The organism is Caballeronia fortuita, assembly GCF_001544835.2.
Taxonomy (GTDB): domain Bacteria; phylum Pseudomonadota; class Gammaproteobacteria; order Burkholderiales; family Burkholderiaceae; genus Caballeronia; species Caballeronia fortuita.
In genome coordinates, this window is the sequence record NZ_FCNX02000008.1 from 59,755 (window position 1) to 86,750 (window position 26,996).

29 protein-coding genes and 1 tRNA gene are annotated in these 26,996 nt (G+C 63.5%); 14 read left to right on the forward strand and 16 right to left on the reverse strand.

Annotated elements, in window-relative coordinates:
* The first annotated feature begins 5 nt into the window (after positions 1–5).
* Together AWB77_RS16445 and AWB77_RS16450 are read left to right on the forward strand one after the other, a co-directional pair.
* On the forward strand, positions 6–782 hold the full coding sequence (locus tag AWB77_RS16445) for an ABC transporter ATP-binding protein (protein ID WP_061135759.1): 777 nt from the start codon (positions 6–8) through the stop codon (positions 780–782).
* Complete coding sequence (locus tag AWB77_RS16450; RefSeq protein WP_061135519.1) at positions 783–1,505, forward strand: ABC transporter ATP-binding protein; 723 nt, start codon at positions 783–785, stop codon at positions 1,503–1,505. It begins immediately after the preceding gene.
* Between the two features lie 56 nt (positions 1,506–1,561).
* Here the strand turns inward: AWB77_RS16450 and AWB77_RS16455 are convergent, their stop codons facing one another.
* From AWB77_RS16455 to AWB77_RS16465, 3 genes are all read right to left on the reverse strand, one after another.
* Positions 1,562–1,984, reverse strand: coding sequence for a GNAT family acetyltransferase (locus AWB77_RS16455; RefSeq protein WP_061135520.1), 423 nt, complete (start codon positions 1,982–1,984; stop codon positions 1,562–1,564).
* A complete protein-coding gene (locus AWB77_RS16460) occupies positions 1,981–3,165 on the reverse strand; it encodes an acetylornithine transaminase (protein ID WP_061135521.1) in 1,185 nt (394 codons plus the stop codon). Before AWB77_RS16460 ends, AWB77_RS16455 begins: the two co-directional genes overlap by 4 nt.
* Positions 3,166–3,428: 263 nt before the next feature.
* On the reverse strand, positions 3,429–4,460 hold the full coding sequence (locus tag AWB77_RS16465; RefSeq protein WP_061135522.1) for a CDP-6-deoxy-delta-3,4-glucoseen reductase: 1,032 nt from the start codon (positions 4,458–4,460) through the stop codon (positions 3,429–3,431).
* 96 nt (positions 4,461–4,556) lie between these two features.
* Here AWB77_RS16465 and AWB77_RS16470 point away from each other — a divergent pair, with 96 nt between their 5' ends.
* Positions 4,557–5,573 carry an NAD-dependent epimerase/dehydratase family protein gene (locus AWB77_RS16470; RefSeq protein WP_061135523.1) on the forward strand — a complete coding sequence of 339 codons (1,017 nt, stop codon included), beginning with the start codon at positions 4,557–4,559 and terminating at the stop codon, positions 5,571–5,573.
* A gap of 16 nt (positions 5,574–5,589) precedes the next feature.
* Here AWB77_RS16470 and AWB77_RS36375 read toward each other — a convergent pair whose 3' ends face one another.
* The 4 genes from AWB77_RS36375 to AWB77_RS16485 all read right to left on the reverse strand — a co-directional run bounded on the left by AWB77_RS36375 (position 5,590) and on the right by AWB77_RS16485 (position 9,617).
* Positions 5,590–5,766, reverse strand: a complete 177-nt coding sequence (locus tag AWB77_RS36375; RefSeq protein ID WP_167354146.1) for a hypothetical protein — start codon at positions 5,764–5,766, stop codon at positions 5,590–5,592.
* 122 nt (positions 5,767–5,888) lie between these two features.
* A complete protein-coding gene (locus tag AWB77_RS16475) occupies positions 5,889–6,602 on the reverse strand; it encodes a pseudouridine synthase (protein ID WP_061135524.1) in 714 nt (237 codons plus the stop codon).
* A gap of 180 nt (positions 6,603–6,782) precedes the next feature.
* Positions 6,783–7,880, reverse strand: a complete 1,098-nt coding sequence (locus AWB77_RS16480; protein ID WP_061135525.1) for a TIGR03118 family protein — start codon at positions 7,878–7,880, stop codon at positions 6,783–6,785.
* Between the two features lie 96 nt (positions 7,881–7,976).
* Positions 7,977–9,617, reverse strand: coding sequence for a hypothetical protein (locus AWB77_RS16485; RefSeq protein ID WP_061135526.1), 1,641 nt, complete (start codon positions 9,615–9,617; stop codon positions 7,977–7,979).
* A gap of 293 nt (positions 9,618–9,910) precedes the next feature.
* Between AWB77_RS16485 and AWB77_RS16490 the strand changes: the two genes are divergently transcribed.
* Both AWB77_RS16490 and AWB77_RS35825 read left to right on the forward strand, forming a co-directional pair.
* Positions 9,911–10,333, forward strand: a complete 423-nt coding sequence (locus tag AWB77_RS16490; RefSeq protein ID WP_061135760.1) for a hypothetical protein — start codon at positions 9,911–9,913, stop codon at positions 10,331–10,333.
* Positions 10,318–10,482 (forward strand): hypothetical protein, encoded by a 165-nt coding sequence (locus AWB77_RS35825; protein ID WP_157694823.1) that lies wholly within the window; start codon positions 10,318–10,320, stop codon positions 10,480–10,482. Before AWB77_RS16490 ends, AWB77_RS35825 begins: the two co-directional genes overlap by 16 nt.
* Before the next feature lie 61 nt (positions 10,483–10,543).
* Here AWB77_RS35825 and AWB77_RS16495 read toward each other — a convergent pair.
* The 3 genes from AWB77_RS16495 to AWB77_RS16505 form a co-directional block, all read right to left on the reverse strand.
* A tRNA-Leu gene (locus tag AWB77_RS16495) sits at positions 10,544–10,628 on the reverse strand.
* Positions 10,629–10,742: 114 nt separating this feature from the next.
* The gene (locus AWB77_RS16500; protein WP_061135527.1) at positions 10,743–11,903 is read right to left on the reverse strand and encodes an ABC transporter substrate-binding protein; all 1,161 of its coding nucleotides are present in this window, start codon (positions 11,901–11,903) and stop codon (positions 10,743–10,745) included.
* A gap of 52 nt (positions 11,904–11,955) precedes the next feature.
* Positions 11,956–12,897 carry a CysB family HTH-type transcriptional regulator gene (locus tag AWB77_RS16505; RefSeq protein WP_061135528.1) on the reverse strand — a complete coding sequence of 314 codons (942 nt, stop codon included), beginning with the start codon at positions 12,895–12,897 and terminating at the stop codon, positions 11,956–11,958.
* A gap of 249 nt (positions 12,898–13,146) precedes the next feature.
* Between AWB77_RS16505 and AWB77_RS16510 the strand changes: the two genes are divergently transcribed.
* The 6 genes from AWB77_RS16510 to cobA all read left to right on the forward strand — a co-directional run bounded on the left by AWB77_RS16510 (position 13,147) and on the right by cobA (position 19,243).
* Entirely contained in the window at positions 13,147–14,823 is a 1,677-nt protein-coding gene (locus tag AWB77_RS16510; RefSeq protein ID WP_061135529.1) for a nitrite/sulfite reductase, read from the forward strand.
* Positions 14,824–14,833: 10 nt separating this feature from the next.
* Positions 14,834–15,373: a DUF934 domain-containing protein gene (locus AWB77_RS16515; protein ID WP_061135530.1), complete on the forward strand. Its 540-nt coding sequence runs from the start codon at positions 14,834–14,836 to the stop codon at positions 15,371–15,373.
* A 3-nt stretch (positions 15,374–15,376) separates the two neighbouring features.
* A complete protein-coding gene (locus AWB77_RS16520; protein ID WP_061135531.1) occupies positions 15,377–16,099 on the forward strand; it encodes a phosphoadenylyl-sulfate reductase in 723 nt (240 codons plus the stop codon).
* A 65-nt stretch (positions 16,100–16,164) separates the two neighbouring features.
* Positions 16,165–17,127: a sulfate adenylyltransferase subunit CysD gene (gene cysD, locus AWB77_RS16525; protein ID WP_061135761.1), complete on the forward strand. Its 963-nt coding sequence runs from the start codon at positions 16,165–16,167 to the stop codon at positions 17,125–17,127.
* A 27-nt stretch (positions 17,128–17,154) separates the two neighbouring features.
* The gene (locus AWB77_RS16530) at positions 17,155–18,468 is read left to right on the forward strand and encodes a sulfate adenylyltransferase subunit 1 (RefSeq protein WP_061135532.1); all 1,314 of its coding nucleotides are present in this window, start codon (positions 17,155–17,157) and stop codon (positions 18,466–18,468) included.
* A 16-nt stretch (positions 18,469–18,484) separates the two neighbouring features.
* A complete protein-coding gene (cobA, locus tag AWB77_RS16535; RefSeq protein ID WP_061135533.1) occupies positions 18,485–19,243 on the forward strand; it encodes a uroporphyrinogen-III C-methyltransferase in 759 nt (252 codons plus the stop codon).
* Between the two features lie 72 nt (positions 19,244–19,315).
* On the opposite strand, the gene AWB77_RS16540 is transcribed toward cobA, so the two are convergent.
* From AWB77_RS16540 to lptF, 5 genes are all read right to left on the reverse strand, one after another.
* Entirely contained in the window at positions 19,316–19,738 is a 423-nt protein-coding gene (locus AWB77_RS16540; protein ID WP_063936512.1) for a type II toxin-antitoxin system VapC family toxin, read from the reverse strand.
* Positions 19,738–19,983 (reverse strand): AbrB/MazE/SpoVT family DNA-binding domain-containing protein, encoded by a 246-nt coding sequence (locus AWB77_RS16545; RefSeq protein ID WP_061135534.1) that lies wholly within the window; start codon positions 19,981–19,983, stop codon positions 19,738–19,740. The genes AWB77_RS16540 and AWB77_RS16545 overlap by 1 nt, the downstream gene beginning before the upstream one ends.
* Positions 19,984–20,074: 91 nt before the next feature.
* Positions 20,075–20,446, reverse strand: coding sequence for a sirohydrochlorin chelatase (locus tag AWB77_RS16550; RefSeq protein WP_061135535.1), 372 nt, complete (start codon positions 20,444–20,446; stop codon positions 20,075–20,077).
* Positions 20,447–20,471: 25 nt separating this feature from the next.
* Positions 20,472–21,620 (reverse strand): LPS export ABC transporter permease LptG, encoded by a 1,149-nt coding sequence (gene lptG / locus AWB77_RS16555; protein WP_061135763.1) that lies wholly within the window; start codon positions 21,618–21,620, stop codon positions 20,472–20,474.
* Between the two features lie 4 nt (positions 21,621–21,624).
* The gene (lptF, locus tag AWB77_RS16560; protein WP_061135536.1) at positions 21,625–22,725 is read right to left on the reverse strand and encodes an LPS export ABC transporter permease LptF; all 1,101 of its coding nucleotides are present in this window, start codon (positions 22,723–22,725) and stop codon (positions 21,625–21,627) included.
* A 171-nt stretch (positions 22,726–22,896) separates the two neighbouring features.
* On the opposite strand from lptF, the gene AWB77_RS16565 reads away from it, so the two are divergent.
* From AWB77_RS16565 to AWB77_RS16575, 3 genes are read left to right on the forward strand one after another with little or no spacing between them, the layout of a single operon-like run.
* Positions 22,897–24,429, forward strand: coding sequence for a leucyl aminopeptidase (locus tag AWB77_RS16565; RefSeq protein WP_061135537.1), 1,533 nt, complete (start codon positions 22,897–22,899; stop codon positions 24,427–24,429).
* A gap of 7 nt (positions 24,430–24,436) precedes the next feature.
* The gene (locus AWB77_RS16570) at positions 24,437–24,853 is read left to right on the forward strand and encodes a DNA polymerase III subunit chi (RefSeq protein WP_061135538.1); all 417 of its coding nucleotides are present in this window, start codon (positions 24,437–24,439) and stop codon (positions 24,851–24,853) included.
* Between the two features lie 59 nt (positions 24,854–24,912).
* A complete protein-coding gene (locus tag AWB77_RS16575) occupies positions 24,913–25,254 on the forward strand; it encodes a DUF2486 family protein (RefSeq protein WP_061135539.1) in 342 nt (113 codons plus the stop codon).
* A 49-nt stretch (positions 25,255–25,303) separates the two neighbouring features.
* On the opposite strand, the gene ilvD is transcribed toward AWB77_RS16575, so the two are convergent.
* Positions 25,304–26,977, reverse strand: coding sequence for a dihydroxy-acid dehydratase (gene ilvD, locus AWB77_RS16580; protein ID WP_061135540.1), 1,674 nt, complete (start codon positions 26,975–26,977; stop codon positions 25,304–25,306).
* Between the last annotated feature and the right edge of the window lie 19 nt (positions 26,978–26,996).

Here is a 26,996-nt window from a genome sequence, read left to right on the forward strand (position 1 = left end):
TGAACATGAGCGACAAGCAAACACGACTTTCCGTCACGGGCGTCAACAAGCGCTTCGGCGGCCTGCAGGCGTTGTCCGATGTGCGCCTCCAAATCAAGGAAGGCGAGATCTACGGCCTGATCGGTCCGAACGGCGCGGGCAAGACGACGTTCTTCAACGTGATTACCGGTCTCTACACGCCCGATTCCGGCGAGTTCAAGCTCGACGGTCAGGCCTACACGCCGACCGCCGTGTATCAGGTGGCGAAGGCGGGCATCGCGCGTACGTTCCAGAACATTCGTCTCTTCGGCGGCATGACCGCGCTGGAGAACGTGATGGTCGGCCGTCACGTGCGCACGAAGCACGGTCTGATCGGCGCGGTATTCCAGACGCCGGCCGAACGCCGCGAAGAACGCGAGATCAAGGAGCGCGCGCTCGAACTGCTCGAGTACGTCGGCGTGTTGCAGTACGCGGATTACACGTCGCGCAATCTGTCGTACGGGCATCAGCGTCGGCTGGAAATCGCGCGCGCGCTCGCGACCGATCCGAAGCTGCTCGCGCTCGACGAACCGGCGGCCGGCATGAACGCGACGGAGAAGGTCGAACTGACGCGCCTGCTCGACAAGATTCGCTCGGACGGCAAGACGATTCTGTTGATCGAACACGACGTGAAACTCGTGATGGGATTGTGCAACCGCATGACGGTGCTCGATTACGGCAAGGTGATCGCCGAGGGTCTGCCGCAGGACGTGCAGAAGGACCCGAAGGTGATCGAGGCATATCTGGGTGCGGGGGTGCACTAAATGGCGACCACGAACGCGATGTTGAAGGTCAAGGGTCTGCAGGTGAATTACGGCGGAATCCAGGCGGTGAAGGGTGTCGATCTGGAAGTGGGTCAGGGCGAACTCGTCACGCTGATCGGCGCGAACGGCGCAGGCAAGACCACGACGATGAAGGCCATCACGGGGCTCAAGCCGTACTCGGGCGGCGATATCGAGTACATGGGCCAGTCGATCAAGGGCGTGCCGACGCACGAATTGCTGAAACGCGGCCTCGCGATGGTGCCGGAAGGCCGCGGGATTTTCGCGCGCATGTCGATTCTCGAGAACATGCAGATGGGCGCGTACTTGCGCAACGATACCGCCGAGATCCAGAAGGACACCGAGCGCATGTTCGGCTTCTTTCCGCGTCTGAAGGAGCGCGCATCGCAGTATGCGGGGACGCTCTCGGGCGGCGAACAGCAGATGCTGGCGATGGCGCGTGCGTTGCTCTCGCGTCCGAAGCTCTTGTTGCTCGACGAACCGTCGATGGGTCTCTCGCCGATCATGGTCGAGAAGATCTTCGAAGTGGTGCGTGAAATTTCGAAGGAAGGGCTGACGGTGCTGCTCGTGGAGCAGAACGCGCGTCTCGCGTTGCAGGCGGCGAATCGCGGTTACGTGATGGATTCGGGCACGGTGACGATGACCGGCGACGCGAAGACCATGCTCGACGATCCGAAGGTGCGAGCGGCTTATCTGGGCGAGTGATGCCGTCAGATGTTCGCGCTGAAGGAAAACCGGCTGTCGGAAGACAGCCGGTTTTTTTATAGCCGCTTCCCCAGACTCACCACTTCATCCATCCGATAACCCAACCGCTCATAGAACCCGCGAAGTTCCGTCTTGAACGACAGAATCTGCAGATTCACCTTCGGGCATCCCAACACGCTCAGCGCGGCTTCCGCGTGTTTCATCAACGCGCTGCCGAAGCCGCGGCCACGCAGCGAAGACGCGACGGCGAGCGAATACACCCAGCCGCGATGCCCGTCGTAGCCGGCCATCACCGTGCCGATCACGACGCCGTCGACCAAACCGACGAAGAACAGCTCCGGCTGCGTCCGCATCTTGTTGTCGATCGACAGAGCCGGATCGCGCTGCGGCCGCGATGCGTCCGCGTACTCCGGGAACACATCGCGCCACAGGGCGATCACCGCATCGCGATCGCCTGCGTCGAACGTGCGGATGATCATAGCGAATCGAGCACCGAACGCAGCATCGTCATCATCTGGTCGATCTCGTCCTTCGTCACGTTGAGCGCCGGCATGAAGCGCAGCAGGTTCGGGCGCGCCGCGTTGAGCAGCAGGCCGTCCGGCTGCATCAGACGCGCCTTCTCGACGATCTGCGGACCCTTGTCGCTGTCGAGCAGCAACGCGCGCAGGAGACCTTCGCCGCGTTCGCCCTTGAAGCCGCGCTCGGCCGACAGCTTCAACAGTTCCTGCTTCAGATATTCGCCTTTCTCGCGCACGCCTTCGAGAAAGCCCGGCGCGACGAGCTGCGAGATCACCGAGTAACCGGCTGCCGTCATCAACGGATTGCCGTTGTAGGTGCCGCCCTGGTCGCCCGCGTCGAAGCACGCGACATCCGCCTTCGACAAAAGCGCCGCGAGCGGGACGCCGCCGCCGATGCCCTTACCGAGCGTCATGATGTCCGGCTCGACGCCCGACAGTTCGTACGCGAACAATGTTCCCGCGCGGCCGCATCCGCTCTGTACTTCGTCGACGATCAGCAGGATGTTGTGCTTCTTCGTCAGCTCGCGCAGTTGCTGCATGAATTCGCGCGTCGCGGGAATCACGCCGCCTTCGCCCTGAATCGGCTCGAGCATTACGCCGACCGTCTTCTCGTTGATGAGCTTCTCCACCGACGCGATGTCGTTCAGATCGGCCTTCGGGAAGCCCGGCACTTGCGGCGCATAGATCGTATCCCAGCCGGCCTTGCCGCTCGCGGACATCGTCGCGATCGTGCGGCCGTGGAAGCTGTGATCGAACGTGATGATCTCGTACGCGCCGTCCTTGAACTTCTTGCCCCACTTGCGCGCGAGCTTGATCGCGCCTTCGTTCGCTTCGGCGCCGCTGTTGGCGAAGAACACCTTGTCGAAGCAACTGTTCGCGGTGAGCAGTTGCGCGAGCTGCGCCATCGGCGCGTTGTAGAACGCGGGCGACGGGTTGATGAGCGTGCGCGCTTGCTTTTCCATCGCCTCGATCATGCCTTCGTTGCAGTGGCCGAGCGAGTTCACGGCCCAGCCCTGAATGAAGTCGAGATAGCGCTTGCCCGTGTTGTCGTAGAGCCAGGAACCCTTGCCGCGCGTGAACACGATCTCGGGACGGTTCGTGATGTACATCAGCGAATCAACGGGGTACTCATTGAAATTCATGACAGCGGGCTCCACGAAGGCAAAAAGGAAGTGGTGCGGAAAAACAAAAGCCACGGAATGTCCGTGGCTTCATTTCGTACGTTTCGGCAAGACCGAACCGTGAGCGCAATGCATGACGAGCCAGCGGCATCCCTAGGGAAGCGGCGAGCGGCGACGTCGAAGTGCGTTCAGGATTCTCATCATTCGCGAAGGATACGTTAAGCGGTTGCCGCATGTAAACCGTGCACGCGGATTTTCTGGCCGCGTGCACGTTACGTGCAACATCACACGGGATGCGCGAGATCGGCCGCGCTCGTGAACGAATCCGCGTAGAACTCGTCCTCCGGCAGACGATGATGCTGCGTGAAATCGCGCTGCGCCGACTCCACCATCACCGGCGCGCCGCATGCGTACACCTGATGGCCGCTCAAGTCTGGCAGATCCTCGATGACAGCGCGATGAACGAAGCCCGTGCGGCCCGTCCACGCGTCGCTCGCGTCGGGTTCGGAGAGCACCGGCACGAACTTGAAGTTGGGGATCTCGCGCGCCCATTGCTCGGCGAGTTCCATCATGTACAAGTCCTTCTTGCGGCGGCCGCCCCAGTAGAGCGTCATCGGGCGATTCAGATTCTTGAACACCGCATGTTCGATGATCGCCTTGATCGGCGCGAAACCCGTGCCCGATGCGAGCAGCACGATCGGCTTGTCGGATTCGTCGCGCAGGAAGAAGGTGCCGAGCGGGCCCTCGAAGCGCAGGATGTCGCGCTCTTTCATCGCGCCGAACACGTGGTCGGTGAACGTGCCGCCGGGCATGTGACGGATATGCAGTTCGAGCGGGCCTTCATGATGTGGCGGGCTCGCCATCGAATAGCTGCGGCGCTTGCCGTCCTTCAAAATGAATTCGATGTATTGCCCCGCGTAATACTGCAGGCGTTCGTTCGCGGGCAATTGCAGTTTCAGCGCGATGACGTCGTCGGCGCAGCGTTCGAGCGCGTTCACGCGGCACGGCAGCTTCTTCACCTGCACGTCGCCGACGCCCGCGACCTCGCGCACGTCGATGGTCAGATCCGACTGCGCGGTCGCGCAGCAGAAGAGGGCCATGCCGCGCGTTTTTTCGTCGTTCGACAACGCCGACGACGAATGCGGCGCCTGCTCGACCTCGCCGCTCACGACCGCGCCCTTGCACGAGCCGCACGCGCCGTTCTTGCAGCCGTACGGCAGCCCGATGCCCTGGCGCAGCGCGGCGCTCAGCACCGGTTCGTCGGGTTCTACTTGAAACTGCCGGCCGCTTTGCCGGAGCGTTACGTTGAAAGCCATAGATCGATTTCTGCGATGTGTGGAGTTGTCTCGTTCGTCTGCCGTGCGTCCGCTTGATGCCGCACGCGCGTTTCGGGCGGCGGATAGAATGCCCGGATGATCGCCACTCGAAACCTTCGCCGCGCGCGCGTGCTCATCGTCGGATGCGGCGATGTCGGCATGCGCGCGCTGCCGCTTCTGCAGGCGCGTGCCGCCGCACCTCGCATCGTCGCGCTCACGCATCATCCCGAGCGCGCGGGCGAATTGCGCGCGGCCGGCGCGACGCCCATTTCCGGCGATCTCGATCTGCGCCGCAGCCTGACGAGGCTCGCGGGCCTCGCGCGCGACGTGCTGCATCTCGCGCCGCCCCAGCGCGACGGCGATGGCGACCGCCGCACGCGCGCGCTGATCGCCGCGCTGCGCCGACCGCGACGCTCGGTGGCGCGCGCCGCCAAAAGCCGCTGGCTGCATGCGGATCGGGCCGGAAAAACGTCTTTCATTGTACCCGACGGCCTTCGCGCGGCCACGAAGCGCCGGGCCGGGCCGCGCATGCGTTTCGTCTATGCGAGCACGACCGGCGTGTATGGCGACTGCGCCGGCGCGTGGATCGACGAGACGCGGCCCGCGCGCCCGGAAAACGAACGCGCGCGGCGGCGCGTGTCGGCGGAGACGCAGCTGCGGGCTGCGGGCGTGGAGAGCGCGTGGCGTGTGTCGATCGCGCGGATTCCGGGCATTTACGCGGCGACGCGGCTGCCGATCGCGCGGATCGAAAAGGGGATGCCGGCGCTCGTCGAATCCGACGATGTGCATACCAATCACATCCACGCCGACGATCTCGCCGCGATCCTCGTGCGCATGCTGTCGCGCGGCCGGGCGCAGCGCGTCATCAACGCCTCGGACGACACCGACCTGCGCATGGCGGACTATTTCGACCGCGTGGCCGACGCATACGGCCTGCCGCGCGTGCCGCGCATCTCGTGGCAGGAAGCGCAGACGCGTCTGGAACCGGTCACGCTGTCGTTCATGCGTGAATCGCGGCGGCTGTCCAATGCGCGCCTGAAGCGCGAACTGGGCTACGCGCTGCGCCATCCGACCGTCGACGACTTCCTGAACGGTGAATCGAAGGCGGACTGAAAACGGACGTGCGGCGCTAGATTAGTGCCGGAATGGTTTCGAGCAGGACGAAGCACATCAGCGCGCCAATCAATGCGCCGATGAGATTCGGCGAATATTTATGCCGCACGTGCATGACGAAGCCCAGCACCCCGATGAGGACGACGCTCAGCGCGACGAACGAAATCAGCGCGACGATCGAATGGGAGACCATGATGCCCTCCTGCTTTTTTGATAGTCATTTTGGTATCCGTCAGATCAGTATATGAGGGCGGAAAGCGGAAGGCATGCTGCGCCGCAGCGTTCATCTGTAAGGATATTCACCGATTTGCATGTTCAAAGCGACGCGTCTCGCAGCGAGGCGAGATCGGCTTCGTCGAGCCAGCGCCATGCGCCTTCGGCGAGCGTGTCGGGCAACGCGAAACCGCCGACGCGCTCGCGATGCAGTTGTTCCACGCGATTGCCCGCCGCTGCGACCATGCGCTTCACCTGATGGTATTTGCCTTCGAGCACGGTGAGCGCGAGCAGCCGCTCGCCGCGCGGCTCGGCTGCGAGCGCGGCGCTCGGCTTCGATTCGCCGTGCAGCAGCACGCCTTCGCGCAGTTTCGCGAGCTGCGTGTCGTCGAGCGGATGACGCACGGTGGCCACATAAACCTTCGGCACCTTGCGTTTCGGCGATGTGAAAGCGTGCAGGAACGCGCCGTCGTCGGATAGAAGCAGCAGTCCAGTCGTGTCCTGATCGAGCCGGCCGACCGACTGCACGCCGCGTTCGGCGAGTTGCGGCGGCAACAGATGAAACACGCTCAGATGATGCTGCGGATCGCGCGAGCATTCGTAGCCCGGCGGCTTGTTGAGCGCGATATACGCCTTTTCCCTATACGTCCAGCGTTGCTCGTCGACGTCGAATGCGAGGCCCGGCGCGACGGGCAGATCGGCGTGCGGATCGTCGTGCACGACGCCCGCGACGCGCACGCGGCCTTCGGACACGATGCCGCGGCACTGGCGGCGCGACCCGAAGCCTTGGGAGAAGAGGAGGGTTTCGAGGTCCATCGTATGAGCGGAGTTGAAGCGCGCATTTTAGCAAGCAGCGCTTTTACGGCCGCGTCGCATCGGCGATGGAAAAAAAGCGCCGCCCGAACCGCGGGCGGCGCCGAGCGTGGCGATGCGCTTGTCGGACGACTTGCGTCCGTGGCCGGCGTCATCGCCCAGGGAAACGGCGCGGCGCGCGCGTCATTGCATGTCGATGCGGCCGTACACGCCATCGGCTTCGTCGTTCGGCCCGGCGGCGAAGAAAAGCGTGTTCGACGGCTGCGCGTTCAGGTTGTTGCCGAACGCGATGCCCCACAGACCGCGCTGCACGAGCGGCGTGCCGTCGGCGTTCATCAACTGGCCGACGAACGCGCCGCTCGACGGATCGAACGCGTTGATCGTACCGTCGCCGAAATTGCCGACGAGGATGTCGTTGCTGAAGGTGCCGAAGTTGCCCGGCGCCTGCGCGATGCCCCACGGCGCGTTGAGCGGCCCGTTCGCGGCGAGGCGCTGCATCAGGTTGCCGTCGATGTCGAATACGTCGACGAAGCCTTGGCCCGCGCCCGGCACGTCGTCCTCGGCGTCGCCGTCCTGCTTCGCGTAGGTGACGTAGATCTTCGAGCCGATCGCCTGAATGCCGAAGGGCGCGAAGCCTGCCGGAATCTGCGCGTCCCTGAAGCCGCCCGGCACGGCGATCTTCGTGAACGTGCCATCGAAGACATCGACTCTGCTGTCATGGAAGTCGGTCGCATAAAGGCGATGCGCGCCCGTGGATGTCGCCGCGATCGCGAGTCCCTTGTAGATCGCGCCGGACGCGCTCGAATCGACGACGGTGAACGCGTGCGTCATGTCGACGGCGGGCGCCCACGCGCTGATCGAGCCGCCTTCGCCCGCGAAGACGAACGCCGCGACGCCCGACTTTCCGTTGCGCGCGAGCGTGAGATCCGGTCCTTTGTTGAAGACGATTCCGGTCGGATTGGCGGGGCCCGTCGCGGTTGCGGGAATCGATACGACGAGCGATTGCACAACGCCGTTGCCGTCGTAGAGCGTGGCCGTCTGCGTGCCGTTGTTGGCGACCCAGACGAAGCCATTCGGATTGAACGCGACGCCCCAGCCGTTCTTCAGGTTGGTGTCAGTGTGCGGTGCGGACACGGCGCCGTCGGATACGACGATCGACATCTTGAAGCGCGTCGGCGCGGGCATGTCGTCGCCCGATCCGCCGCCGCACGAGACGAGGGCCGCGAGCGCGACGAGCGCGGCCGCGCACGCGATGAGACGGCTCCACGATCCGGTTTGCATGATGGTGACTCCTTCGGCAGCGCTTCGCCGTCAGTTCGTTCGTCACCTCTAAACGGATTCGTGTCGCCGCTTATTCCGTTTGTTTCGATGCGCGTGTCAGTGGGCGTCGCCGCGTCCCTTCGATACGGCCGGCACGCCCATGCCGAAGAGCGTGAAGCGGGAATCGTCGTCGTCGCCGGACATGCCTGCGTGGCGCGTGCCGGGGCTCCAGTGTCCGCCGAAGGTCATCGTCGGGACGACCGGCTTCGGGATGCCGCTCGCTTGCCGGAAGTACTCGGTGTTGGTCTCGTTCTGCACGGCGAGCGCGCGGCGCAGGGTGGCCTGCGCCTGTCCGTTGCGCGGGTCGAGCGCCACAGCGCGGCGCGCGTTGCGCAGCGCACAGCCTGCTTCCATGTTCGCGACGCATGCGCGGGCGGTCGCCATCGCGCCATCGCGCGCGCGCTCCTGACGCGACAATTCGGCCGCCAGTTGCTGGATTTCCGGACTGCGCGTCTCGCTCGCGTAGAGACCGCGCATGTTGCGGCGCGCGGACGCGAGATCGCGGCTTGCCAGCGCTTGCTGAACCGAGGCGATGCTGCGCGCGACGGACGGCGGGAGTGGCTCAGGGGCCGGCGGGGTCGCGGGCTTTTGAATCGAGGCGATGGTTGGGGCGCTTTGGGTTTGCTCGACCGGCTTCGATGACGCGGGCGCGGTTGCGGCGAGAGCGCGTGGGTCGGGCTTCTGCGCGGATGCGATGGTGGGTGCCGCTTGCTTGATCGATGGCGCGGCGGGAGTCTTGCTCGTCGGTGCTGTAGGAACTGCGGCGAGCGCGCGCGCTTCCGGCTTCTGCGACGATGCGATCGTCGGCGTTGCCGGTTTGATCGATGGTGCGGCGGCTTCCGTGTTCGTCGGCGCCGTAGACACTGCGGCGAGCGAGCGCGTTTCCGGCTTCTGTGCCGAGGCGACGCTCGGCGCCTCGGGCTTCGTCGGCGCTGGCGAAACTGCGGCGAGAACGTGCGATTCCGGCTTCTGCGGCGCTGAGATGGTCGGCGTCTCGGGCTTCGTCGGCGCTGGCGAAACTGCGGCGAGAACGTGCGATTCCGGCTTCTGTGCCGCTGCGACTATCGGCGTCGCCGGTTTGATCGATGGCGTGTCGGACTTCATAGGCGCCGGCGACGCAGACGCGACCGCCGCGCCAACGCGCGTTGGAACCGTCGCCGCGCGCGCCGCTGGCGCGGCCGCCTGCCCGTTCGTCGAATCGGCCTTCGACCGCGTCAGCGATGCGTGCCGCGCGGCGTCCGCGTTCCTTGCGGCGAGCGCGTTGTCGCGCACCGAACCCGCGACGCTGATGCCGGGATCGGCGCTCGGCGGCGGCGCGTTGTCGTCCAGACGCGCATAGAAATATCCGCCAACGGCGATACTCGCAACCACGCCGCTGACCAGCACGGCGATGCCCGTGCGCGCGGGCTTCTTCTGCTCCTGCGATTCGGGCTCGACGAAGTTCGGATACGACGTCAGCATCCTGCGTCGCACGAGGCGCTGCAGCCAGTGACTGTCGTCCCAGTCGAGGATATCGAGTTGCGCGGGCACGGACGCATGCACGGCGGCGGGCGGTTCGGGTTCCGTGCGGCTCGTGAAAATCGCCCCCTGACGATCCGCGCCGCAGGACGGGCAGGTGTCTTCCGAAGCCGCTGAAACGGTGTTGCAGCGCTTGCAGATGACGGAGTCGAGAGACAGCGAGATATCAGGTCGATTCATGTCGTACCCTTCTTCGAGTTATGGCTCGACGCATCGCGCGAGCGGGTCACGACATCGAGACAGTCCTGAACAACCCGAAACGCGGGCGTTGCGCGCGCGAGCATCCCCGTGATGCTCCGCACGCCGGGATTCCGAATGCCGATGGACCGTATTGTTGCGAAGCGCGGCGCGGCCCGTCTACGCGATGGCGCACATTCGGCGGGCAAGCGGCCATGTCGATGGCCGAACGGACGACTGCCGCGCGTTCACGTCATCGGCGAAATTGTGTGTCATCACACACAAGGACGATGACGATGCAATCGAAGGGCTTCGACGCGACGGCGCGGCAATTGATTGTCGGGCTGCCGCTTTTCATGGGCGCGATCGAGTACGTCTTGCGCGTGGCGCTGAAGCAGCCTGGCAAGGACGATTTCTTTCCGATTTCGCTTGTCGCGTCGAGCGTGAGCCTGAATCTCGCGCTGACGATACTGCCAGGCGATCATCGCGATGGCTCCTCTCGATGGATATCGAGCGCGCGGATCGGCCGAGCGGTGCTTATCGCGAATATGGGAATTTTCGCCTCTCTGATTGGCCTGCTCCTGTGGATATACTTGCTCGTCGCTTCCTTTAGTGAGGAAGTCAGGGCGATCTTGTCGATGCATCCGCTGCGGGATGCTTCGGCATACTACATATTTTCGATCTTATTAAACGAATGGAAGGCTTGGACCTCAAGATGATGAACTTCGTGTTGGGTTTTTTTCGCGAGTACTGGCCTGCCGTGTTCGCGTCCGCGTTTGCCTGGTACGGCGCTCCGGTCATGGGGAAGTGGCTGGCGCGCATGACCGAAAAGCTATGGCCCGATGATGCGGACGAGGCGTCGAAATAGCCGTTCTTGCACCCCAAACGCAAAAAAGCCGCTCTCGAGGAGCGGCTTTCTCAAACAATCCTGGTGCCCAGGGCCGGAATCGAACCGGCACGCCTTGCGGCGGGGGATTTTGAGTCCCCTGCGTCTACCAATTTCACCACCTGGGCCTGAATGACGCGTTGCGCGGTAAGGCGAGCCAACGAGCCAATCGAGTCGGCCATTATGACTGAAAAGGCCGTCGCCGGCAAGCATCGGCGAAGGCGTTTTCAGAACAAAGGACGTTACTGCGCGAGATACGTGAACGCGCCATTCTTGATCACGCCCATCACGCTCGCGCGCTGATCCAGTCCGACGTGATCCGTCGCGCTCGTGTTGACCACGCCGTTCGGCACGACCAGTTCATGCGCGTGCTCGAGTTCCGAGCGCAGCGCCGCGCGAAACTCCTTCGTGCCCGGCTTGGCCGTCTTCAGCGCGCGCGCCACGGCGTCCTGCAGGCGCGGATAAACGCCCGCCGCATCGCCCGCGAACTGCGTGACCGTGCCCTTGCCGTACTTGTCCTCGTAAGCATTCGCGAACGCAAGCGCCGCCTTCTTCGATGGATGATCCGCCGGCAGCGTGCGCGCGACGACCACGGGCTGCGTCGGAAAGAGCGTGCCTTCCACGTCCTTGCCGCCGAGCTTGATGAACTCCGGCGTCGCGATGCCGTGCGTCTGGTAGATCGCGCCCTTGTAGCCGCGCTCGACGAGCGTGCGCTGCGGCAGCACCGTCGGCGTGCCCGCGCCCGCGATCAGCACCGCGTCCGGCTTCGCCGCCATCAGCTTGAGAATCTGGCCGGTCACGCTCGCATCGGTGCGGTTGAAGCGCTCGCTCGCGACAATCTTGATATGCCGAAGATCGGCGAACTTGGTGAACTCGTTGAGCCAGCTATCGCCGTAGCTGTCCGCGAAGCCGATGAAACCCACCGTCTTCACGCCGTGATTGGCCATGTAGCGTGTCATCACGTCGGCCATCGCGCGATCGGTCTGCGCCATCTTGAACGCCCACACCTTCTTGCCTTCCTGCGGCTCCACGACCGATGCCGAGCCGATCAGCGTAATCATCGGCGTTTCGGATTCGGCGACCGGATCGAGCGCGGCGAGCGCCGCCGGCGTGATGTTCGGACCGACGATCACGTCGACATGGTCCTCGCTAATGAGCTTGCGGATGTTGCGCACGGCGGCGCCCGGGTCCGATCCGTCGTCGAGAATGATGTACTCCGCGCTCTGACCGGCGATGGTCTTCGGCCACATGAGCATCGCGTTCTTGCTGGTGATGCCGATGGCGGCGGCAGGACCCGTGCTCGACAGATCGATGCCGACCTTCAACTGCGCGTGCGCGGCGGCGGCAATCACGGACAAGGCGACGCCGGCAGCGAGCCGGCGCGTGAACTTCGACAACGTCATCGGATGGTCTCCAAAAGGCGGATTTTTTCTCGGCGGCGCGTGCCGCCGTTGTTCAAAGCTCGTAACTCTCGTGCTCGCCGGACAGCGCCTGCTCGATCAGCTTGCGATTGAGCGACGGCGACAGCAGTTCGACGAGCGTATACACATAGCTGCGCAGATACGCGCCCTGTTTCAGCGCGAGCCGCGTGACGTTCGTGCCGAACAGATGCCCGACGGGCATTGCGCGCAAATGACGGTCGCGCTCCGGATTGAACGCGATGTCCGCCATGATTCCGATGCCGAGTCCCAGTTCGACATAAGTCTTGATGACGTCCGCGTCGATGGCTTCGAGCACGATGTCCGGCGTCAGATTGCGCAGCGCGAACGCCTGATTGATCTTCGTGCGCCCCGCGAACGACGCCTCGTACGTGATGATCGGATACGGCGCGAGATCGTCGAGCGTGAGCGTCTTGCGTTCGAGCAGCGGATGATCCGGCAGCATGACGGCGAGATGCTGCCACTGAAAGCAGGGCAGCGACACCAGTTCCTTGTAGTTGGCGATCGCCTCGGTCGCGATGGCGATATCCGCCTGATCGTGGATCACCATCTCGGCGACCTGCGTCGGACTGCCTTGCAATATCGAAAGGTGGACTTTCGGGAAGCGCTTCTTGAATTCGGCGATAGCGGACGGCAGCGAGTAGCGCGCCTGCGTGTGCGTCGCGGCGATGACGAGATTACCCTGATCCTGCGCCGCGTAATCCTTGCCGACCCGCTTGAGACTTTCCACTTCCTGAAGGATCTTTTCGACCGACGCGAGGATGATGCGCCCCGGCTCGGTCAGCGAGCGCACGCGCTTGCCATGCCGCGTGAAGATTTCGACGCCTAATTCGTCCTCGAGCTCGATGATCGCTTTCGACACGCCCGGCTGCGACGTATACAGCGCCTTCGCGGCCTCCGTCAGGTTGAAGTTCTGCCGGACGGCCTCGCGCACGAAGCGGAACTGATGCAGATTCATTTATCGCCTTTGTTTATTACTGCCGGGCATATCAAAGTAATTTTTCAGTCGTTTGCAATATATAGCAGGTTCTTTACTATCAGTCCAATTTTTCCAATATCCATATCTCTATCTGTCATAAGCAAATGAGCGTTCCGTCTGAACGCTGCGCGCGACAGCGACTCAATGGATATTCGATGGACGAGACGCGCCGCGGGTCCGGAACACCGAGCCAGGACGCGGCGCCTTACAAGAACTTGGGGCCCCCGAATGTACCAATACGATCAGATCGACCAACGCATCGTCGACGAACGTGTCGCGCAGTATACCGACCAGGTCCGTCGCCGTTTGTCGGGCGAATTGAGCGAAGAAGAATTCCGTCCGCTGCGTCTGCAGAATGGCCTGTACATGCAGCGCCACGCGTATATGCACCGCATCGCGATTCCGTACGGCAACCTGCGCAGCGACCAGTTGCGCATGCTCGGGACCATCGCGCGCGAGCACGATCGCGGCTACGGCCACTTCTCGACGCGCACCAACATCCAGTTCAATTGGGTCGAGCTCGAAGAAACGCCGGAAATCCTGCGCAAGCTCGCGTCGGTGCAGATGCACGCGATCCAGACATCGGGGAACTGCATCCGCAACATCACCGCAGATCAATTTGCTGGCGTCGCGCCTGACGAGCAGGTCGATCCGCGCCCGTGGGCGGAAGTTCTTCGACAATGGTCGACGTTCCATCCGGAGTTCGCGTGGCTGCCGCGCAAGTTCAAGATCGCGGTGAACGGCTCGGCGGAAGACCGCGCGGCCGTGCAGGTCCATGATCTCGGCGTGTATCTCAAGAAGAACGCGCAGGGCGAAGTCGTGACGGACATCCTCGCGGGCGGCGGGCTCGGCCGCACGCCGATCGTCGGCGCCATCATCAAGCGCGATCTGCCATGGCAACACTTGCTTACCTATTGCGAAGCCGTGCTGCGCGTGTACAACCGCTACGGCCGCCGCGACAACATGTACAAGGCGCGCATCAAGATTCTCGTGAAGGCGCTGTCGCCGGAGAAGTTCAGCAAGCAGGTCGAGGAAGAATGGCAGCATCTGAAGGACGGCCCGTCGACCTTGACGCAGGAAGAAGTCGATCGCGTGTCGGCGTTTTTCGCGCCGCCGGTCTACGAAAAGCTGGCGGACACCGACGCATCGTATGAAAAGCATCTGATCGACAACAAGCCGTTCGCGCGCTGGGTCGAGCGCAATGTGCGTCCGCACAAGGTGCCGGGCTACGCGGCGGTGACGCTGTCGCTCAAGCAGCGCCATATCGCGCCGGGCGACGCGACCGATCAGCAGATGAACGATGTCGCCGCGCTCGCCGACGAATTTTCGTTCGGCGAAATCCGTGTGTCGCACGAGCAGAACCTGATTCTCGCGAACGTGAAGAAGCGCGATCTGCACACCGTTTGGGAGCGTGCGAAGGCGCTCGGTTTCGCGACGGCCAACATCGGCTTGCTGACGGACATCATCGCGTGCCCGGGCGGCGACTTCTGCTCGCTCGCGAATGCGAAGTCGATTCCGATCGCGCTCGCCATCCAGGACCGTTTCAACGATCTCGATTACGTGCACGACCTGGGCGACCTGTCGCTGAACATCTCGGGCTGCATCAACGCGTGCGGTCATCACCATGTGGGCAACATCGGCATTCTGGGCGTCGATAAGGACGGCTCCGAGTGGTATCAGGTGACGCTCGGCGGCGAGCAAAGCTCGGGCGCGACCGGCGCGCATCTCGGCAAGGTGATCGGCCCGTCGTTCTCGGCCGAAGAGATGCCCGACGTGATTTCGCAAGTGATCGACACCTTCGTCGATAACCGCATCGAAGGCGAGCGCTTCATCGAGACGTTCGGCCGCATCGGCATGGCGCCGTTCAAGGAGCGCGTGTACGCATCGCGCCAGGCTCACGCTTAAGGATCTGCAAATGACGTTGATTATCAAGAACCGCGCGGTCGTGGAAGACAGTTTTGCCGTCGTGCGTGCCGCCGAAGACGGCACGCTGCCGGCTGTCGATGCGCTGCCGGCCGGCAAGATCATCGTGCCGTTCGCGCTGTGGAAAGAGCACAAGTCGGCGATCGTCGCATCGCGTGCGAAAGAGGACATCGGCGTGTGGCTCGCGCCCGACGACGAACCCGCCGACCTCGCGCCGAACTTCGACGCGCTTTCCGTCATCGCCGTCGATTTCCCGGTGTTCCGCGATGGCCGCGGCTTTTCCATCGGCCGATTGCTGCGCGAGCGTTATCAGTGGACGGGCGAATTGCGCGCCATCGGCGACGTGCTGCGCGATCAGGTCGCGTTCCACGCGCGCTGCGGCTTCGATGCGTTCGCCGTGCGCGCCGACAAGGACATCAACGACGCGCTCAACGCGTTCACCGAATTCACCAATCTGTATCAGGGCGCGACCGATAACCCGGAGCCGCTGTTCCGCCGCCGCTCGGCGCTCGTCGCCGCGCTTGGAGCGTGATGTATGACGCCTGAATTGCAAGCCAAGGTTGAACGTCTGGATGCGCTGCTCGATTCGATCGCGGCGCGCCACCAGAACGTCAAGCTAGCCAGCAGCCTCGCCGCCGAAGACATGGTTTTGACGCACGCCATTCTGTCGCGCGGTGTGAAGATCGGCATCTTCTCGCTGAACACGGGCCGTCTGCACGCGGAAACGCTCGGCATGCTCGATACCGTCAAGGCGCGTTACGGCTACGACATCGAGCAGTTCCATCCGCAGCAGGACGCCGTCGATGCCTACGTGCGCGATCACGGGCTGAACGCGTTCTACGAAAGCATCGATTTGCGCAAGAACTGCTGCCATATCCGCAAAGTCGAACCGCTCAATCGCGCGCTGTCGGATGTATCCGCGTGGGTGACGGGACAGCGCCGCGAGCAGTCGGTGACGCGCGCCGAATTGCACGAGGAAGAGCACGACGAACCGCGCAACATCGCGAAGTTCAATCCGCTCGCGGACTGGACCGAAACCGATGTGTGGGATTACCTGAAAGCCTTCGATGTGCCCGTGAATCCGCTGCATGCTCGCGGTTATCCGAGCATCGGCTGCGAACCCTGTACGCGCGCCGTGCGCCCCGGCGAGGACAGCCGCGCCGGACGCTGGTGGTGGGAATCGCGCGATACGAAGGAATGCGGCCTGCACATCACGAACATCAAGATCGTCGAAGAAGCGCCAAGCTCCGCGATCTGAAGCAGCAAACCCTGTCACTGAACGCGACGCTCGAAGAAGCGCCGCCAAGAAAAGGATCGACGAACATGAGCACGACGCTCGACTCTAACGTCACCGCACCGGTCGTCAACACGGCGACTCGCATGGATCACCTGGATTGGCTCGAAGCCGAATCGATCCACATCATCCGCGAACTCGTCGCGGAATGCAGCAAGCCCGCGCTTCTGTTCTCGGGCGGCAAGGATTCGGTCGTCGTGCTGGCGCTCGCGTTGAAGGCGTTCGGCCTCGGCGGCAATCGGAAGACGACGCTGCCGTTCCCGCTCGTGCATATCGACACGGGTCACAACTTCCAGGAAGTGATCGATTTTCGCGATCGTCGCGCGGCCGAAATCGGCGCGGAGCTCGTCGTCGGTCATGTCGAGGATTCGATCCGGAAGGGCACGGTGCGTCTGCGCCGCGAAACGGATTCGCGTAATGCCGCGCAAGCGGTGACGCTGCTCGAAACCATCGAGGAATACGGCTATACGGCGATGATCGGCGGTGCGCGCCGCGACGAAGAGAAGGCGCGCGCGAAAGAGCGCATCTTCTCGTTCCGCGACGAATTCGGCCAGTGGGATCCGAAAGCGCAGCGCCCGGAACTGTGGAGCATCTACAACGCGCGTCTGCACAACGGCGAGCATCTTCGCGTGTTTCCGATCTCGAACTGGACCGAGCTCGACGTGTGGCAGTACATCGCACGCGAGAAGCTCGAACTGCCGAACATCTATTACGCGCATGACCGCGAGATCGTGCGCCGCAACGGGCTGCTCGTGCCGGTGACGCCGCTTACGCCGGTGCGCGAAGGCGAGACCGCCGAGATCGCGCAAGTGCGTTTTCGTACTGTCGGCGATATCAGTTGCACGTGCCCGGTCGCGAGCGACGCCGATGACGTCGAGAAGATCATCGCCGAGACGGCCGTGACGGAAATCACGGAACGCGGCGCGACGCGCATGGACGATCAGGCATCCGAAGCCGCGATGGAACAGCGCAAGAAGCAAGGTTATTTCTAAGCGACACGCCAGAGGAAGAAACGAGTCATGAGCATCTATCAAGCTGAAGATCTGGGCGTGTTGCGCTTCATCACCGCGGGTTCCGTCGACGACGGCAAGAGCACGCTAATTGGCCGTCTGCTGTACGACAGCAAGGCGGTGTTGTCGGATCAGTTGTCCGCCATTTCGCGCGCGAAGAACAAGCGCACCGTCGGCGATGAAATCGATCTGTCGCTGCTCACCGACGGCCTCGAAGCCGAACGCGAGCAGGGCATCACCATCGACGTCGCGTATCGCTATTTCGCGACGGCGAAGCGCAAGTTCATCATCGCCGATACGCCGGGCCACGAGCAGTACACGCGCAACATGGTGACGGGCGCATCGACGGCGCACGCCGCGATCATTCTCGTCGACGCGACGCGCGTCACGTTCGAGGATGGCGTCGCGCAACTGCTGCCGCAGACGAAGCGCCACAGCGCGATCGTCAAGCTGCTCGGCTTGCAACACGTGATCGTCGCGATCAACAAGATGGATCTGGTTGAATACAGCGAAGCGCGCTTCAACGAGATTCGCGATGCGTATGTCGTGCTCGCGCGTCAGCTCGGGCTGTCGAACGTGCGCTTCGTGCCGGTGTCGGCGCTCAAGGGCGACAACATCGTGACGGCCAGCGAGCGCATGCCATGGTACGCGGGCGAGCCGCTGCTCGATCTGCTCGAATCGCTGCCCGTGGCGCAGCCCACCGATCAGGCGCTGCGTTTCCCGGTGCAGTGGGTCGCGCGCCAGGATGGAGCGCAGGCCGACGATTTCCGCGGCTACATGGGCCGTGTGGAAGCAGGCGAAGTGCGCGTCGGCGATGCGCTGACCGTGCTGCCCGCCGGACGGGAAGCGACGGTCGCCGAGATCATCGCGCCGGTGCCGGGCGGCGTCGCGCCGGTGGATCGCGCGTTCGCCGGCCAGACGGTGACGATTCGCCTGACGGAAGACGTCGACGTGTCGCGCGGCGATACCTTCGTTCCCGCCGCGGCGAAGGTCGAGCCGGCGAAGAAGCTGGAAGCCGATCTCTGCTGGTTCGACGAAGAGCCGCTTTCGCCGCAGCGCAAGTATCTGCTGAAGCAGACGACGAACACGGTGTTCGCACGCATCGGCGCGGTGAAGCAGGTGCTGGACGTGCATACGCTGTCGCATTCGGTCGATCGCAGCACGCTCGCGATGAACGATATCGGCCGCGTGGCGCTCACATTGCAGAAGCCGCTCGTCGCGGACGAGTACGATACGCATCAGGGCACCGGCGCGTTCGTGTTGATCGATGAAGCGACGCATCACACGGTCGCGGCCGGTATGATTCGTGCGATATCTGGCTAATCGACGGATGAAAGATATGGGCAAGGTCTATCTGATCGGAGCGGGACCGGGCGCGGCGGACCTCATCACCGTGCGCGGCATGCGTCTGCTCGAACAGGCGGACGTCGTTCTGCACGACGCGCTCGTCGAAGCGGCGATGCTCGACTACGCGCCGAACGCGAAGAAGATTGCTGTCGGCAAGCGTTGCGGACAGCGTTCGACGGCGCAGCACTTCATCAACAAGCAGATCGTCGATGCGGCGCTGGAGCATGGCGTCGTCGTGCGTCTGAAGGGCGGCGATCCGATGCTGTTCGGCCGCGCGGACGAGGAGATGCGCGCGCTCGAAGCGGCGGGTATCGAGTTCGAAGTGGTGCCTGGCATCACGGCGGCGCTCGCGAGCGCGGCGACGCTCAAGCGTTCGCTGACCTTGCGCGGCGTGGCGCGCAGCGTTGCGCTGGCGACGCATTCGCGCGCGGCGGACAGCGACGAAATCCGCGAGCACGCGAAAGCCGATTCGCTCGTGTTCTACATGGGCCGCGACAGCGCGCCGGATATTGCCCAGCAATTGATCGATGCGGGGCGTCCCGGTTCGACGCCAGTGGCGATCGTCGAGGCGTGCAGCACGCCGCGCGAGCGCACGCTGACGCTGACGTTGGCGCGCATGGCGCTGGGCGAGGCGCAGGAATGGCTGGACCCGTCGCAGCCGAGTTTGCTGATGATCGGTGAGGCGTTTCGCGAAAGGGCATCGGCGGTGAAGCCGAAGGTGCATCTGAAGGGGATGCAGGCGGCGGCTTGATGTCGGCCTGGCTGGAATAATCGAAAGGGCGCATCGGAGACGGTGCGCTCTTTTGCTTTGAATCCCGGAAATTCAGAAGTCGACCAGCCTGATTTTCTTTTGCTTCGAATTGTTCGCAAGGATGGTATCGAGAGTCGCCATCGTCTTGGCCTTGCAGTCGAGCGCGGTAGCGAGGTGAAGCGCGTCTCCCGCGCGCAGTCCGGTCGATGCGTCCAGCGCGAGAACGGCCGCGTGATGGAAAACCGGCGGTTCGATCGGCGTGAGTTGCAGGTCGCTCGAACAGATTCTTTCGAAGCTGCGCCACGCAAAAGCGGATTGCTCTTCATTCATCTGTCCGGTTCGCCGCTTGATGCCGAGCGCGCTGGCAAACTCGGTGACGCACCATGCTCCGGAGATCAGATCGTCCTTGACGGACGCATACCATCGCGAAACCGCGGCGGTCATGTGTTCGCGGACGCACAACGCGACCAGAACACTGGTGTCGACGTAGATCATCAGTAACGCGCTCCGCGCCGGAGTTCGTCGATGACGGAGTCGGTCATCGGCATGGCGTCGCGCACTTCGGCTAGTTCTGCCGCGAACGCCCGACGGTCCCATCTGGCAGGCCGGAGGCAGATTCCACCGTCGACGGTGAGACTCACCTGCACCTGATCGCCCTCGGACAGGCCCGTGTGCCGCAGATAATCGGCGGGTATGCGTACTGCGAGGCTATTGCCCCATTTGGAAATGAGCAAATTCATGCGGGACTCGACTGGATATACGAAAACGTATATCCAATTATAGGTGCCCGAATTCGCTGCCGCCACTCGGCCAAACAGCCAACGCCAGCTGTCAGCCCACCTCCCGCAAACAATATCCCGCCACCGCCTCCAGCACCGCATCATCCTCCCCGACCGCCGTCGCGCAGGAAATAACGACATCCGGATGCGCTGCCCGGCACCGATCGACGATCTTCGGCAAATCCCGCCGCACATGTCCGCCTTGCCCAAAGAACACGGGCACGACGGTGATTGCATCGCAGCCGGCGGCGGCTTGCTCGGCCACGGCGGCGGGCAAATCCGGCGACATCAACTCGAGAAACGCCAGCGTCACGGGCTGATCGCCGCGCGCGCCGCGCAACTTCGCCGCAAGCCGTTCGAACGGCTCGGCCCAGCGCGGATCGCGCGCGCCGTGACCGAACAGGATGATGCCGTGCTTGTTCATAGCGTTCTCCGTGAGAGAAGAAACGTCAGTGCCGCTCGACCCACTTCAGCCCGATCAACCCGATCGCGAGATAGGCGAGAGCGGGCGCCGCAGCCGTGATCGGCGCGGGCCACGTGTTCAGATTGCCGATATGCGAGAACAGCGTGTTGAACAACTGGAAGCTCATGCCGATCATGATGCCGCCGAACACCTTTACGCCGACCACGCCCGCACGCGTATGCAGATACGCGAACGGCAGCGACAGAATCAGCATCACGAACACCGCGAACGGATACAGGATCTTGCGCCAGAACGCGATCTGATAACGCTGCGCATCCTGATGATTTTCGGTCAGATGCTGGATGTAGCGAAACAGATTGAACATCGACATGCGGTCGGGCGACACCAGCAGCACCGACAGAATCTGCGGCGTGAGCTCCGAGCGCAGCGAGTATTCGGGCAGCGTCGTCTGCGTCGCGCGATAGACCGGGTTCAGCGTATCGCCCGGATTGACGGCTTGCGGCGGCGCGTCGGAGAGACGCGTGTCGGTCACGCCAGTGAGCCTCCAGTGCCCCGGCGGCTGATACACGCCGCTCTGCGCGATGCGCACGTTGGTCAGCCGGAACTTGGAGTCGAATTCGTAGATGCGCACGTTGGCGATCGTCGAGTCGGGATTCAGCGTGCCGACGTTGACGAAGCGCGTGACCTGCTCGCCATTCTCCTTCGCCGTCAACGTGTCCTTCACCCACACGCCCGACTGAAAATTCGACGACACCGACGACCCGAGCGCCTCCAGCCGCACGCGTTCGGACAACTGATCGGTGTACGGCCCGACCACTTCGCCGATCAGATAAGTGATGACCACGAGCGGCACGCCAATCTTCAGCAGCGAGCGCAGCGCGGCGCCGGTCGACAGCCCCGACACGCGGAAGATGGTGAACTCGGACGCCGCCGCCATCTGCGCGAAGACGTAGATGGCCGAGATGAGCGCGGCCACCGGAATGATTTCGTAGAAGCGCGAAGGCGTCTGCAACGCGACGCGCAGCACCGCGAGCGTGAACTTGTAGTTGCCGTGCCCGACCGTGTTCAGTTCGTTGATCAGGTCGAAGAAGAAGAACAGGCCCGAGAACGCGAAGAGGATGAAGATGAACGCGAGATAGATCTGGCGCGCGAAGTATCGTTCGTAGATGCGCAACATGTCAGGCTCCCTTCTTCGATCCCGTCAGCGACGAGAGCCTGAAAAGCGGCCGGTTGCGGATGCGCAGCCAGAAGATGAAGGCGACGAGCGCGCCCACGACAATATGCAGCCCGATTATCCCCACGCCGAACGAGAGCTTGCCCTGCTCGATCCACGACTGCACGACGTTCAGCAGATTCGAGTAAGTGAGATAGATGAGCACGGCCATCACGAGATTGATCGTGCGGCTGCGGCGCGGGTTTTGATACGAGAGCGGAATGGCGAGCAGCATCAGATTGATTGCGATGAGCGGCAGGCCCATGCGCCAGGCGAATTCCGCGAGATTTTCCTTGGTGGGATCGGCGAGCAGATCGGGCGTGTAGATGCCTGTCGTCGTGGGCGTATTCACGACCTGGCGGCTCATGATCTTCACACCATAGCGCTCGAATTCCATGATGCGGAAGTTCGGCTGCCCGGGAAGCCCGTCGTAACGGCGGCCGTTGTCGAGCACGATGAAGCGGTCGCCGTCCTCGCGCGTTTCCGTGTGGCCGGTCTGCGAGACGATCACGTTGACCTTGCCGCCCTCGGTGCTCGTGACGAATACGTTTTGCACCTGAGCCTGATCCGGCGACATCTTCTCGATGAAGAACACGCGATGGCTAGACGGCGATTCGCGGAACTGCCCCGGCGCGAGCAGCGACACTTCATCGCGCTGCTGAAAGCGCTGCTTGATGAGCTTGCTCTGCTGATTCGACCACGGCCAGCCGACGAACGCGAAGAAGACGATGAGGATGATGATCGGCGTGGAAAACACCGCAACCGGCTTGATGAGTTGCGTCTGGCTCACACCCGAGGCGAGCCACACGACCATTTCGGAATCGCGATACCAGCGCGTGAGCACGAAGAGAATGGAGACGAAGAGCGTCACGATCAGCATGACCGCGAGATAGCCGATGACGGTGAGCCCGATCAGCACGACGACGTCCTTCGGGTCGATCTGACCTTGCGCCGCGAAGCCGACGATGCGGATCATCATCGTCGTGAGCATGATCGTGAGCAGCACCATGAACACGGCGCCGGCCGTGTACGCGAGTTCGCGCTGCAGGGAGCGTTCGAAGATCATTGAATTTTTGCTTGGAGCCGGCGGCGATGCGGAAATCATGCGCGCATCGCGTGGCTTGCGGGAAGGGTATTCGCTTACCCTCACGCCGCCAGCCTGTGACCGCCGCGGAAAAAATAGCGGATAATTGCGGCTTTCATCCTTCAGCCAAGATTTTATCCGAGGATAAGCGCGATGGACTTTAGCATAAAAGCCTGTGATTGGAGCAAAGGCGAGGCAAATGGTTTCCTTACCGGAAAGTCGGATGTCATCGTGCTCGGCATCTTCGAAGCGCAGACGCTCACGGGCGCCGCGCGCGACATGGATGTCGCCACCAAAGGCCTGATTTCGCGCGTCGTGAAAGCGGGCGACATGAGCGGGCGCGCCGGCACGACGCTGCTCGTGCCCGAAGTGACCGGCATCGGCGCATCGCGCGTGCTGCTCGTCGGTCTCGGCAAGCAGGACGCCTTCAATCAGAAAGCGTATGGCGAAGCCGTGCGCGCCGCATGGCGCGTGGTGCTCGGCTCGAAGATCGGCCAGGCGACCTTCACGCTCGCGCAATTGCCTGTTCAGGAACGCGACGCCGTCTGGGCCGTGCGCGCCGCGATCCTCGCGCTGCGCGAACTGACCTACAAGTTCACGCAGATGAAGAGCAAGCCCGACAACGGCGCGCGCTCGCTCAAGAAGATTGTCTTCAGCGTCGATTCCGCCGACGAGAAAGCCGCGAAGGTCTCGGTGAAGCAGGGCGTCGCGATCGCAAACGGCATGGACCTCACGCGCGATTTGGGCAACCTGCCGCCGAACGTCTGCACGCCGACCTATCTCGGCCAGACCGCGAAGAAGCTCGGCCGCGACTTCAAGCTCAAGGTCGAAGTGCTCGGCCAGAAGCAGATCGAGGCGCTCGGGATGGGCTCGTTCTTGTCGGTGGCGAAGGGCTCCGTCGAACCGCCGCAGTTCATCGTCATGCATTACCTGGGCGCGGGCGCCGATACCGCCAAGACCAAGGGCAAGAATGCGCCGGTCGTGCTGGTCGGCAAGGGCATCACGTTCGATTCGGGCGGCATCTCGATCAAGCCCGGCGAGGCGATGGACGAGATGAAATATGACATGTGCGGCGCGGGCTCGGTGTTCGGCACGATGCGCGCGGTCGCCGAAATGGGCCTGAAGCTCAACGTGATCGGCGTCATCCCGACGTGCGAGAACATGCCCGCGGGCAACGCGTTGAAGCCGGGCGACATCGTCACGGCGATGAACGGCACGACCATTGAAGTGCTCAACACCGACGCCGAAGGCCGTCTGATCCTGTGCGACGCGCTGACCTACGCGGAGCGCTTCAAGCCGGCAGCCGTGGTCGATATCGCGACGTTGACGGGCGCGTGCATCATCGCGCTGGGGCATCACAACACGGGCCTTTTCTCGAAGGACGACGCGCTCGCGGGCGAGCTGCTCGACGCATCGCGAGAAGCGTCCGATCCGGCGTGGCGTCTGCCGCTCGACGACGAATATCAGGATCAGCTCAAATCGAATTTCGCGGATGTCGCGAATATCGGCGGCCGTCCGGCGGGCAGCGTGACGGCGGCGTGCTTCCTGTCGCGCTTCGCGACGGCGTATCCGTGGGCGCATCTCGACATCGCCGGAACCGCTTGGAAAAGCGGCGCGGCGAAAGGCGCGACGGGCCGTCCGGTGCCGCTGCTTTCGCAGTTCCTGATCGACCGCGCGGGCGCGTGAAGTACGCATGACGCGCATCGACTTCCATACGAATGTCGGCGATACGGTCGCTTACGCCTGCCGCCTCGCGCGCAAGGTGTATGCGAGCGGCAAGCCGCTCGTCGTGCTCGCCGAGGCGCAGCGTCTCGCCGCGTTCGACGAGCAGTTGTGGAGCTTCCAGCCGCTCGAATTCGTCCCGCACTGCATGGCGAAAAGCGCGCTCGCGCAGGACACGCCTGTCGTGCTCACGTCGAATCTCGATGAAGCGCCGCATCATCACGTGCTCGTCAATCTGGGCGCGCCGGTGACCGCGCAGTTTGCGCGCTTCGAGCGGCTCGTCGAGATCGTCGGCAGCGATGGCGATGAACTCGCCGCGGGCCGCGAGCGTTATCGCTTCTATCGCGATCGCGGCTATGTGATCGACACGCACAATCAGGGCGGTTGAGCGAACAGACGGCGCGCGTTCGGCGCGCTACGCTCGCAGCAACACAGGAGACCACCCATATGACCGACAAGCCCGAATCCTTCGATCCTTCCATTCCCACGCTGACCGATGTCGTCGTGCCCGGCAAGCCGGAATACGCACGCGCGCCATCCGCCGATGAAGCCGCGATCGAATACGATGCCGCGCTGATCGCCGAACGTCTGCGCGGCCGCTTCACGAGCTTTCTGACGGGCGACGCGCGCGTGCTGATCGAAGAGCGCTGCCGCGACGTGCTGCGCGAGCATTCGACGCAACTCGTTTCTGCAATCACGCGCGAAGTCGCGATGGCGCTCGAAGGCCGGATGAGCGAATGGGTGCGTGACGCGGTCGAGCACGAGTTGCGCCGCCAGCGCGGGGAGTAAGAAAAAGGGGCGCACGCGCGCCCCTTCGTTTCACCGCGACGCTTCGGGATCAGCCCGTCACCGCGCCCTTGTTCGCCGGCCCGGCGAGCGCCGCGAACTTCGCCAGCACGCCGCGCGTGTACTTCGGCGCCGGTTGCTTCCACGCGGCGCGGCGGCGCGCGACTTCGGCGTCGTCGACGTTCAATTGCAGCAGCAGCTTGTGCGCGTCGATAGTGATCGAATCGCCTTCCTGCACGAGCCCGATGGTGCCGCCCGCGAACGCTTCCGGCGCGACGTGGCCGACCACCATGCCCCAGGTGCCGCCCGAAAAACGGCCGTCGGTGATGAAGCCGACCGATTCGCCCAGCCCCTTGCCGATGATCGCCGATGTCGGCGCGAGCATCTCGGGCATGCCCGGACCGCCGACAGGTCCGAGATAGCGCAGCACGAGAATATCGCCGGCCTTGATCTTGTCGCTGAGAATGGCTTCCATCGCGCTCTGCTCGTCGTCGAACACGCGCGCCGGGCCGGTGATGACCGGATTCTTGAGGCCCGTGATCTTCGCGACCGCGCCATCTTCCGCGAGATTGCCGCGCAGGATCGCCAGGTGCCCTTCCTTGTAGAGCGCCTGATCGATCGGGAAAATCACCTTCTGATCCGCGCGCGGCTTGCCCGGCACATCCTTCAGTTCTTCCGCGATGGTGCGGCCCGTGATCGTCACGCAGTCGCCGTGCAGTAGACCCGCGTCGAGCAGGATCTTCAGCACCTGCGGGATGCCGCCGGCCTTGTGCAAGTCCGTCGCGACATACTGACCCGACGGCTTCAGATTGCAGATGACCGGCACTTTCTTGCGCATGCGCTCGAAGTCGTCGATGCTCCATTCCACGTCCGCCGCGTGCGCGATCGCCAGATAGTGCAGCACGGCGTTGGTCGAGCCACCCGTCGCCATGATGAGCGCGACCGCGTTTTCAATCGACTTCTTCGTGATGATGTCGCGCGGCTTCAGATCCTTCTTCACCGCTTCGACGAGCACGCGCGCCGATTCCGCCGCCGAATCGACCTTTTCCTGATCAGGGTTCGCCATCGTCGACGAATACATCAGCGACATGCCGAGCGCCTCGAACGACGAGCTCATCGTGTTGGCCGTGTACATGCCGCCGCACGAGCCGGTGGACGGGCACGCGTTCTTCTCGACGCCCTTGAAATCTTCCTCCGACATGCGGCCCGCCGTGAACTCACCGACCGCCTCGAACGACGACACGATCGTCAGATCCTTGCCCTTCCAGTTGCCTGGGCGGATCGTGCCGCCGTACACGTAGATCGACGGCACGTTCATGCGCGCCATGCCGATCATGCCGCCGGGCATGTTCTTGTCGCAGCCGCCGATCACGACGACGCCGTCCATCCATTGCCCCTGCACGGCGGTCTCGACGCAGTCCGCGATCACTTCGCGCGACACGAGCGAGTACTTCATGCCTTCGGTGCCCATCGACATGCCGTCGGAGATCGTCGGCGTGCCGAAGATTTGCGGATTCGCATCGGATTTTCGGATCGATTCGATGGCGGCATCGGCGAGCGGCTGCAGACCGGCATTGCATGGCGTGATGGTCGAGTGGCCGTTCGCGACGCCGATCATCGGCTTGTCGAAGTCTTCCTCCTTGTAGCCGAGGGCGTAATACATCGAACGGTTGGGCGAGCGCGCGACGCCCTGGGTGATGTGCTTCGAGCGGCGATTGAAGGCCATGGTGTGCTCCTGAAGGGGA